Below are 7,749 nucleotides of genomic sequence, written 5' to 3' on the forward strand. Positions count from 1 at the left end.
CTATGGCCGCAATGCCCCGCCCGCCGGGCTTGACAAGCGGACGGCCGCTTGAAGACCATATCCGCTTTGCGGCCCGCCGCCCGCGCCCCCGGCGCGCGCGGCAGCCCAGCCTTACCCCGGACCCCGGCATGCCCCTCCCCTCCGATACGCTTTCCGCCCAGCCCCGAGGCTGCGGCGCGCTCCTGCTCGCCTTGCGCCGCGAAGTCCCGCTCGTGCAGTGCCTGACCAACTTCGTCTCCATGAACTATGCGGCCAACGCGCTGCTGGCCATCGGCGCGTCGCCCGCCATGGTGCATGCGCAGGAAGAGGCGCCCGAGTTCGCCCGCATCGCACGGGCCGTCGTCATCAATATCGGCACCCTCTCCTCGCCCTGGCTGCAGAGCATGCTGGCGACGGCGGAGGCGGCGGCGCGCGCCGGTACGCCCTGGGTGCTGGATCCGGTCGCGCACCAGGCAACCGCCTTCCGCCGCTCGGCGGCAGGCGCGCTGCTGGCGCGGCGCCCGGCCATCATCCGCGGCAATGCCTCGGAGATCATCGCGCTGGCGGGCGGCCAGAGCGCAAGCAAAGGCGTGGACGCGCGCGACGCGGTGGCGCAGGCGGAAAGCGCCGCCCTGTCCCTGGCCCTCGCGCACGGGGCGGTGGTGGCGGTTACAGGCGAGGTGGATTTCGTCACGGATGGCGCGCGCAGCGCACGGGTGGCGGGGGGGGTCGGCCTGGATGCCGCGCGTCACCGCCACGGGCTGCGCGCTGTCGGCGGTGGTGGGCGGCTTCGCGGCGGTTGCGCCGGACGATCCCTATGCCGCGACGCTGGCGGCGCTGGCCTGCTTCGCCGTGGCGGGCGCGCGGGCGGGCCGCGACGCGCAAGGGCCGGGCTCGTTCGCCTGGCGCTTCCTGGACGAGCTGGCCGCGCTCGATGCGCAGGCGCTGGAAGCCGAATCGCCGTTGCGCTGAAGACCCCGCTTCAACGGTAATACACGCAGATGCGCCGCCCGCCGATGTCGTGCACGGCGATGTCCAATCCGTAGAGCGGGCTCAACACGTCCGTCCGTATGATCTCGCCCGGCGTTCCCTGGCAGGCGATGCGCCCGTCTCGCAGCGCCACGATGCGGTCGGCATAGGCAGACGCGAAATTGATGTCGTGCAGCACCACCACCACCGTCTTGCCCAGCTCGTCGGCCGCCCGGCGCAGCGTGCGCATCATGGCCACGGCATGGCGCATGTCCAGATTATTGAGCGGCTCGTCCAGCAGCACGTAGCGCGTGTCCTGGCACAGCACCATGGCCACGAAGGCGCGCTGGCGCTGTCCGCCGGACATCTCGTCCAGGTAGCGGCCCGCCAGCGGCTCCAGTTCCATATAGCCGATGGCGCGGTCGATGTGCGCCTTGTCATCGAGCGTGGGCCGCCCGCCCGTGTGCGGAAAGCGCCCGAAGGCGACCAGGTCCCGCACGGTGAGGCGCAGCGGCAGGTGGTTGTCCTGCCGCAGGATAGCCAGGCGCCGCGCCAGCTCGCGGCTGTCGCAGGCGTTCACGTCCAGCCCATCCACCAGCACCTGCCCCGCGGTGGGCGCCAGCAGCCGGCTGATCATGGACAACAGCGTGGATTTGCCCGCGCCGTTGGGGCCGATGAGCGCGGTCACGCCGCCCGCCGGCAGGGCCAGCGTCACATTGTCCACCACCACCGCGTCGCCGTAGCGCTTGCTTGCCTGCCGGACTTCGATCATCCGCGCCCCCTGCGCAAAATCAATACCAGGAACAACAGCCCCCCCACGAATTCGATCACCACGCTGACGGTGGTATTGAGAGACAGCACGCGCTCCAGCAGCGCCTGGCCGCCCACCAGAAAAATGACGCCCAGCAAGACGGCGGCCGGCACGGTGTGGCGGTGCCGGTCGGACCCCATGACCCGGTACGCCAGGTTGCTCGCCAGCAGGCCGAAGAACGTCACCGGCCCGACCAGCGCCGTGGACACCGAAACCAGCACCGCCACGGCCGCCAGCGTCAGCAGCAGGCTGCGCCGGTAGTTCACGCCCAGGTTCACGGCGGTGTCGCGCCCGAGCGCCAGCACGTCGTAGCAGCGGCGCATGCGGGCCAGCAGCAGCGTGGCGGCCAGCACGGCGGCCAGGGCCGCGGGCAGCAGGCCGGTGCGCACCGAATTGAAACTGGCGAACATGCGGTCCTGCAGCACCAGGAATTCGTTCGGATCGATCAGACGCACCATGAAACTGGACAGGCTGCGAAACAGCAGGCCGAAGATGATGCCCACCAGCATCATCAGGTGCAGGCTGCGCGCCGCGTCGCCGAAAAGCCAGCGGAACAGCACGCAGGCGAACAGCGTCATGGCCCCGACCTCCAGCGCGAATGCCGCCACCGGATGCGAGGCCGTGGCCGCCGCCTGCCCGAACGCATAGACCACCACGGCCTGGATGAGCAGGTACAGCGCATCGAAACCCATGATGGCCGGCGTGAGGATGCGGTTGTGGGTAATGGTCTGGAACAGCACCGACGACACCGCCACGGCATAGGCCACCAGCAACATGGCCGCCAGCTTGGCGCCGCGAAACGGCAGCACGAAATCCCACTGGCCGTTCGCGCCCAGCGTCATGAACGCCGCGATGCAGCCCAGCGCCGCCGCGGCCAGCAGCGCCAGACGCGCCGCCTGCGGAGAAAAGGGGCGCGAATCAGCCGCCACGGTTCCTCCGGATGCGCAACAGGCACAGGAACAGCACGCTGCCCAGCACCCCGACCACCGTGCCGATCGGCACTTCGTAAGGGTGGATGACGAGACGGCCCAGGATGTCGCAGCCCAGCACGAACATGCCGCCCAGCGCCGCCACCCACGGAATGGAACGGCGCATGTTGTCTCCCATGACCAGGCTCACCGCGTTGGGCACGATGAGGCCCAGGAAGGGAATCGCTCCGGCCGTCACCACCACCACCGCCGAGATGGCGGACACGATGAGCAGCCCGGCCAGCGTGAGCCGGGCGTGGTTCAGCCCCAGGTTGGCGGCGAACTCGCGGCCCATGCCGGCCACGGTGTAGCGGTCGGCGGCGAGATAAGCCGCGCCGGCCAGCGCGAAACCGATCCACAGCAGTTCGTACCGTCCGCGCAGCACGCCCGAGAAATCGCCCGTGGTCCAGGCGTGCAGCGATTGCATCAGGTCGTAGCGCACCGCCAGGAAGGTCGTGGCGGCATGGATCACGCCGCCCAGGATGAGGCCGATGAGCGGCACGATGAACGGCGTGCGCAGCGGCACCCGCCGCAGCAGCGCCAGGAAGACCAGCGTGCCCGCCAGCGCGAAACCGGTGGCCACGGCCATCTTGCCGATCATGGAGGTGTCCGGCGCGAGCAGCGTCACCACCAGAATGCCCAGCGTGGCCGCCTCGATGGTTCCGGCGGTGCTGGGCTCCACGTAGCGATTGCGCACCAGCATCTGCATGATGAGGCCCGCCACCGCCAGCGACATGCCCGCCAGCAGCAGCGCCAGGGTGCGCGGCACCCGCGACACCATCAGCTCTACTTTCCGGTGTTCCTGCTGGGCGCGGTATTCGGCAAGCTGATCGAGATCTCCGGCTTCTCGCGCGCCATCGTGCAGGCCGTGCTGCGCCTGATCGGGGCCGAGCGCGCCATCGCGGCCATCGTGCTGGTGTGCGCGGTGCTCACCTATGGCGGCGTATCGCTCTTCGTGGTGGTGTTCGCGGTCTACCCCTTCGCCGCCGAGATGTTCCGGCAAGGCGGCATCCCCAAGCGGCTGATGCCGGGCGCCATCGCGCTGGGCGCCTTCACCTTCACCATGACGGCGCTGCCCGGCACGCCGCAGATCCAGAACATCATTCCCACCACGTTTTTCGACACCACGACGTGGTCGGCGCCCTGGCTCGGGCTGACCGGCGCGCTGTTCACGCTGGCCGCCGGCCTGGCCTACCTCGAATGGCGGCGCCGCCGCGCCGCCGCCGCGGGCGAATCCTACGGCGCGGAATTGCGCAACGAGCCGGTCACGCCCGAAGGCCAGCCCGCGCACCATCCGCTGGTCGCCCTGCTGCCGCTGGTGGTCGTGGGCGTGGCGAACTTCCTGCTCACCCGCTGGATACCCGCCTGGTATCCGGCCGGCGCCGCGGTGGAACTGCCCGGCCTGCCCGCGCCGCTGCCGGCCAACGCCAGCGACCGCGTGGCGCTGTGGGCCGTCATGGGCGCGCTGATCGCGGGCATCGCGACCATTCTGCTGTTCTCGTTCAAAAGCGTCAGGGCGCATTTCGCCGAAGGCAGCAAGAGCGCGGTAGCGGGCGCGCTGCTGGCCTCCATGAACACCGCCGCGGAGTATGGCTTCGGCGGCGTCATCGCGGCGCTGCCGGGCTTTCTGCTGGTGGCCGATGGCCTGAAGGCCATTCCCGACCCGCTGGTGGGCGAAGCGGTGGCCGTCACCGCGCTGGCCGGCATCACGGGTTCGGCCTCGGGCGGCATGAGCATCGCGCTGGCCGCGATGGCGCAGACCTTTGCCGAGAACGCCCGGGCGGCCGGCATTCCCATGGACGTGCTGCACCGCGTGGCGGCCATGGCCAGCGGCGGCATGGACACGCTGCCCCACAACGGCGCGGTGATCACGCTGCTGGCCGTCACCGGCCTCACCCACCGCCAGTCGTACGGCGACATTTTTGCCATTACGCTGATATCCACGCTTTCCGTATTCCTGGTGATCGGCGTGTATTACCTGACCGGCCTGGTCTGAGCCGCGGCCGGGCAGCCCGTCGCGCAGCCGCCCCTTTCCCGGTTTTCCGCTCATGGAGCCCCCCCGAAATGACGACACCGACTTCTCCCCGCACCGCCCTGGTCACCGGCGCCTCCCGAGGCATCGGCGCAGCCATCGCGCGCCGCCTGGCCCGCGACGGCATGGCGGTCGCCATCAACTATGCCTCCAGCGCCGACCGCGCCGAAGCGCTGGCCGAGGAAATCCGCCAGGCCGGCGGACGCGCCCTGCCCCTGCGCGCCGACGTCGCCCGCCCCGACGAGGTGCGCAACCTGTTCGACGAGGTGGAACGCCAGCTAGGCAGGATCGACGTGCTGGTCAACAGCGCGGGCATGCTCAAGCTGGCGCCGCTGGCCGACACCAGCGATGCGCTGTACGACCAGGCCTTCGACCTCAACACGCGCGGCACGTTCAATACGCTGCGCCTGGCGGCCACGCGCCTTGCCGAGGGCGGCCGCATCATCAACGTGTCGAGCACCACGCTGGCGCTGAACCTGCCGGGCTACGGCGCCTACATCGCCAGCAAGGCGGCAGTGGAAGGCTTTACCCGCGTGCTGGCCAATGAGCTGCGCGGCCGCCGGATCACCGTGAACGCCGTGGCGCCGGGGCCGGTGGCCACGGAGCTTTTCCTCAAGGACAAGAGCGCGGAGCTCATCGAACGCTATGCGAAGATGCCGCCGCTGGAACGCCTGGGCCAGCCCGAGGACATCGCGGGCGTGGTGTCGTTCCTGGCCGGCCCCGACGGCGGCTGGATCAACGGCCAGATCCTGCGCGCCAATGGCGGGCTGGCCTGAACGCCGGCCGTTGTCCGTTCAGAAGCGGTACCTGGCGGTGGCCACCACGGTGCGCGGCTCGCCCGGCCGGATCTGGCCGGCGCTGGCGGCCGAGGCGTAGTAGGTCTTGTCGGCCAGGTTGCGCATGGCCAGGGTCCAGTCCCAGCGCGCCTGTCGGTAGCCCACCGCCGCGTCCCAGCGCGCGTAGCCCGGCAGCGTCACGGTATTGGCGCTGTCGGCATAGCGCTGGCCCATGAACGTGGCGCCGATTTCGCCATGCCAGCCCTCGGCGGGCCGGTAAGCCAGGTAGATGCCGCCGTTGCGCTGCGCCACATTGCCCACGCGCCGGCCGGCCATGCCGTTGCCGTCCTTCACGATGGAGGCATGCTGCAGGCCCAGCCCGCCGCGCAGGTACCAGTTCGCGGCCAGCCGGCCGGCGGCGGTGAGCTCCAGCCCGCGCGAACGCTGCAGGCCGGTGAGCCGGATGAAGGAGGGATCGTCCGGGTCGCGCGTGCGCCGGTTGTAGAGTTCGAGCTGATAGACCGCCAGCGTGGTGCTCAGGCCGCCGCCCAGCCAGTCGCTCTTGACGCCCGCCTCGTACTGGCGGGTGTGCTCCGGCGGAAGGCGGTTGGCGTTGCCCCGGGCGTTGGGCGCGATGCCGATCGTGCCGCCGCCGGTGGGCGAGAAGGTCTTGCTGTATGAGGCATAGAACGAATGCGCGGGCAGCGGGCTCCAGACCACGCCCAGGCGGGGACTCACGCCGCGGCTGCGGTGCGAAGCCGACATGCCGAGCACGCGGTTGGCGGATTCGATGCGGAAGCGGTCCAGGCGCACCCCGGCCAGCACGCTCCACGCCCCGCTGAAGCGGATCTGGTCCTGCAGATAGAAGCCGCGGCTTTCCGCCTGGTGGCGGGCGTCGCTGGCAAGCTCCATGGCGCCCTGGTGCTGCTGCGACAGATCGGGGCGGTACAGATCGAGCTGGGGCACCGGCCGCGCGCCCGGGCCCCGCGACGCCGCCCGATGCAGCGTGGGAGAACGTTGCTGGTCGCCGAACTCCAGCCCCGCAAGCACGCGATGCTCGATGCCCGCGGTATGGAACCGCCCTTCCGTTTCCAGGTTGTTGACGATGTTGCGGGTGTTGAGGTCCTGCTGCCAGCGTACGCGGCCTACCTTGCCGGTGGCCGCGCGATAGCCGGTGAGGTAGGTATTGTCGAACTCGCTGTGCAGCCGGAAGACGCCCAGCGTGTGGCGCACCTGCCAATCGGGCGAGAGGCGGTAGGCGAGCCGCGAGCGGAAGCCGCGCGCGCGGTCGTCGATGTAGTCGCGCCCGGGGTCGCCGTAGATGGCGCGGCGGCCCACATCGGCCGGGCGGCCGTCCACGCCGGGCACGCCCCGGTCGGGCGTGCGCCGGTAGCGGCTGTATTCGTACTGGGCCACCCAGTCCAGGCCCGGCGCGACGCGCCAATGGACCGAAGGCGCGAAGAGCTGCCGCGTGCCCTCAATGCGGCGGCGGAAGCTGTCCTGCTCTTCCTGGCCCGCGTTCAGGCGGAGGCTGACCGAGTCGCCGGGATCGGCGCTCAGGTCCGCGTAGAAGCTGCGCAGGTTCCAACTGCCCGCCTGCGCTTCGAGACTGGATTCGCGGCCGGGCTGCGGCGCCTTGCTCACCCGGTTGACGATGCCGCCCTGGCTTCCGCGTCCGTAGAGCACGGCCGCCGGCCCCTTGAGCACCTCCACCCGCTCGATATTGCGCAGGTCGCGCACGTACTGGCTGTCGTCGCGGATGCCGTCGAGATAGAAATCGCTGCCGGCAGCGAAACCGCGGATGCGCAGCGCGTCAAAGCGCGTGTCCTGTGCGCTGGACACGTTCGGGATGCCGGCCAGCGCCTCGCCCAGCGTGGACGCGCCGTACTTGCGCAGTTCGTCGAGCTTGACCGCGTCGATGGCCTGCGGCACCTCGCGCGCCGGCGTGCGCGTGCGGGTCGCCGTGTCGACCTCGGACACGCCGGATCGTCGGTCATCTTGAGCATGTTGTACGTGATGTTGCCCGTGTCGAGGTTGGGCATGACCAGCAGGTTGGCCGGGCCCTTCAGCGTGCTGTCGGGGTAGGCCAGCACGCGGATCTTCTCCGACAGGGCGGCGTCGGCGTGCATTTCGCCGTCGACTTCGAGCTCGGGCGCGCGTTCGGCCACCAGGCGGCGGGCCTGGGCCATCTTGCGCGAGGACTCGGTCACGCGG

At 70.4% G+C, this 7,749-nt stretch carries 5 protein-coding genes and 4 pseudogenes; 4 read left to right on the forward strand and 5 right to left on the reverse strand.

What is annotated here, in order from left to right; translation table 11 throughout:
• Positions 1-239: 239 nt before the first annotated feature.
• Together AD428_RS29440 and AD428_RS29445 are read left to right on the forward strand one after the other, a co-directional pair.
• Positions 240-638 (forward strand): annotated as a pseudogene (locus AD428_RS29440) (hydroxyethylthiazole kinase); the annotation flags it as partial.
• A gap of 79 nt (positions 639-717) precedes the next feature.
• Positions 718-951 carry a hydroxyethylthiazole kinase gene (locus tag AD428_RS29445; RefSeq protein ID WP_369798738.1) on the forward strand — a complete coding sequence of 78 codons (234 nt, stop codon included), beginning with the start codon at positions 718-720 and terminating at the stop codon, positions 949-951.
• Positions 952-961: 10 nt separating this feature from the next.
• Here AD428_RS29445 and AD428_RS10605 read toward each other — a convergent pair whose 3' ends face one another.
• The 3 genes and pseudogenes from AD428_RS10605 to AD428_RS10615 form a co-directional block, all read right to left on the reverse strand.
• Entirely contained in the window at positions 962-1,720 is a 759-nt protein-coding gene (locus tag AD428_RS10605) for an iron ABC transporter ATP-binding protein (RefSeq protein ID WP_053245148.1), read from the reverse strand.
• Positions 1,717-2,601: an iron chelate uptake ABC transporter family permease subunit gene (locus AD428_RS10610; protein WP_235489791.1), complete on the reverse strand. Its 885-nt coding sequence runs from the start codon at positions 2,599-2,601 to the stop codon at positions 1,717-1,719. Before AD428_RS10610 ends, AD428_RS10605 begins: the two co-directional genes overlap by 4 nt.
• Before the next feature lie 76 nt (positions 2,602-2,677).
• Positions 2,678-3,511, reverse strand: a pseudogene (locus AD428_RS10615) (ABC transporter permease); the annotation flags it as partial.
• Between AD428_RS10615 and AD428_RS10620 the strand changes: the two are divergent.
• Positions 3,509-4,723, forward strand: a pseudogene (locus tag AD428_RS10620) (GntP family permease); the annotation flags it as partial. The pseudogenes AD428_RS10615 and AD428_RS10620 overlap by 3 nt on opposite strands.
• A 68-nt stretch (positions 4,724-4,791) precedes the next feature.
• Complete coding sequence (locus AD428_RS10625; RefSeq protein ID WP_053245149.1) at positions 4,792-5,535, forward strand: SDR family oxidoreductase; 744 nt, start codon at positions 4,792-4,794, stop codon at positions 5,533-5,535.
• Positions 5,536-5,553: 18 nt separating this feature from the next.
• Here AD428_RS10625 and AD428_RS10630 read toward each other — a convergent pair whose 3' ends face one another.
• The gene (locus AD428_RS10630; RefSeq protein WP_082308358.1) at positions 5,554-7,515 is read right to left on the reverse strand and encodes a TonB-dependent receptor; all 1,962 of its coding nucleotides are present in this window, start codon (positions 7,513-7,515) and stop codon (positions 5,554-5,556) included.
• An 11-nt stretch (positions 7,516-7,526) separates the two neighbouring features.
• Positions 7,527-7,749, reverse strand: a pseudogene (locus AD428_RS24825) (phosphate acyltransferase); the annotation flags it as partial.

Source organism: Achromobacter sp. DMS1 (assembly GCF_001270295.1).